This window comes from Mesorhizobium sp. M1A.F.Ca.IN.022.07.1.1 (genome assembly GCF_003997575.1).
GTDB lineage: Bacteria > Pseudomonadota > Alphaproteobacteria > Rhizobiales > Rhizobiaceae > Mesorhizobium.
Genome location: NZ_RZST01000568.1, coordinates 1 through 2,068, shown reverse-complemented (window position 1 = coordinate 2,068; position 2,068 = coordinate 1). Strand labels below are relative to the sequence as shown.

The 2,068-nt window shown below is 55.6% G+C and carries 2 protein-coding genes and 1 pseudogene; all 3 read left to right on the top strand.

The window, feature by feature from the left end; genetic code table 11:
- Nucleotides 1-182 (top strand): hypothetical protein (locus EOA75_RS34645; protein ID WP_206517104.1); only part of this gene is annotated, 182 nt, incomplete at its 5' end.
- Nucleotides 183-1,023: 841 nt separating this feature from the next.
- Nucleotides 1,024-1,551 (top strand): hypothetical protein, encoded by a 528-nt coding sequence (locus tag EOA75_RS32215; RefSeq protein WP_245466813.1) that lies wholly within the window; start codon nt 1,024-1,026, stop codon nt 1,549-1,551.
- Between the two features lie 204 nt (nt 1,552-1,755).
- A pseudogene (locus EOA75_RS32210) lies at nt 1,756-2,068 on the top strand (adenylosuccinate synthase); the annotation flags it as partial.

Below are 2,068 nucleotides of genomic sequence, written 5' to 3'. Positions count from 1 at the left end.
ACTCTCCGCAGTGCATATGTTCGCTTATTGCCGAGCTGGAAGCCCTGATCCAGTCGACCAGGCCGGCAGGACCGCTCAGTCGCTTCTCGGCGACTGTCGACCGCGACCGGATTTGCGAGCGTAGCGAACATCTTGGGGTGAACCATCAGGGTGTCGATCACCGTCCGCCGGTCAACCCATAACGATCCCTGTTGGCATCGTGTCCCCACCTCCCTCGGTGAAGCGGTACTGAGCATGCTGAAGGGCGATGCCTCGCGATTAGACTATTGATTGCCGTTGCTTCGTGCGATCGGGCAGAACATGATACCGGATGTGGATGAGCTATAAGCCAAGATATCGCTACAACTACGGCCGCTCAGCCCGTTTCAGACTTGCTTTTTGGTCTGTTCCGAAGATTTCTCGCCACTGTTCCAGACTGCCCTTTATGCGACTTTCGAAGCACAAAACGCGAACGTCGTGTGTTTTCTTCGTCAATAGCCCTGCCCGCTCCGCAGCTCCGGCGAGCATTAGCTGCTATGGAGGCCGATTGCGGACTGTCCGCGCTCAACCCTAGCCCAATATTTCGCACTGCATTTCGCTGCGCTAACGACGGCGCAGTGCGGCAATCTGATTAAACAGCTTAACCACTTCCTCGACGTCATCCGGACTTCCGTCCCAAACCTTCAGAGCGCTGCCAACTATGCGTGCAGCGCCCTCGGTGTACTGGCCCCGCGGAAGCGTCACACCCAAAAATGTGCAAATTTGCACTACATTGGGGTTTGGCGTTGCGAACTGCCCACCTAAAATGCGGCTGAGTCGGCTGGGCTGCATCCCACTCAGACGTGCTGCATTTGCTGCAGAAAGGCGCCGATCGGTCAAGGCGGCCCTGATGTCCCTTGCAATTCTCGATGCTTCTTCAGTTGTCAGCCTCATCCGTCTCGGATAAGATAGAAATTGCAAATTTGCAAGTTCATTGATCTGTGATAGCAGAGCGGTAGTTAAGGGGGGATGGGCATGGCGTGGAGCAGGCAGCGGGTAACAGCAGTGAAGGTCGATGTCGGACCCTCGATAATGTTGCACAGTGGCGCTTGGCTGGACCTGCTGTCGCCTCATACCAGCGCTTTTACAATCGAGGATATTGCCCACGGCCTGGCGCTTCAGTGTCGTTATGCGGGCCAATGTCTGGATTTCTATTCTGTAGCCGAGCACAGCCTGCTGGTCAGTGACCTCGTCGAAGAGGATCCATTGGCCGCCTTGCTGCACGATGCGGCGGAGGCCTTCCTTGGAGATATTACGCGTCCCCTCAAGCAGATGCTTCCGGATTACAGGCAAATTGAAACTGAGATGCAGCGCGCGATCGCAGAGCGGTTTGGTATTAGCACTCAGTCAAGCCCGGCAATCAAGCGAGCCGATCTGCGTGTGCTGGCCGCCGAGCAGGCTCAGATTATGCCGGCAGGCACGGACGAATGGGCCAAGCGCGATCGGATTGCGCCCGCCCTAGTGAAGGTACGTTTCCTGTCGCCGCGCGAAGCTAAGAGCGCGTTCCTTTGCCGATATGAAGCCTTGCAATAGAACTATCCGCATAAAACAACTGGGTCCGGCATTTCTCAACAAAAAAACTTCGCGCGAGCTATAGATTGAATTGAAATCGATGCGTATCTCTTCGCTGTGGGGAGTCTGAGTCCTAGGGTCGGTAGGATTTTGGTTCTCTAGTGGCAGGAGGTTGCGCTGAAACCAATTTTCTTGGTGTCTGGTCCGCTTGCGGCCGGAAAATCGATGTTCACTGAACAGTTGACGTCACGTTTCGACGCGAAGCGCGTGTCAACGCGGGCGCTATTACTTCGGGCTAGCGATACCGATGATCGGGACGCACTGATCAAGCTTGGCGATAAGCTCGACATTGAGACCAACGGAAAGTGGGTCCTCGATCAGTTTCTGGCAGAAACTAGCGGGGCTCCGGCGGATCAGATTTGGCTGGTGGATGCGGTCCGGACGCTAGATCAAGTTAAACACTTCCGCGAAAAATTCGGCGACAGAGTCGTTCACGTCCACCTCACTGCGCCAATTGGCGTGTTGCGCGAGCGTTACT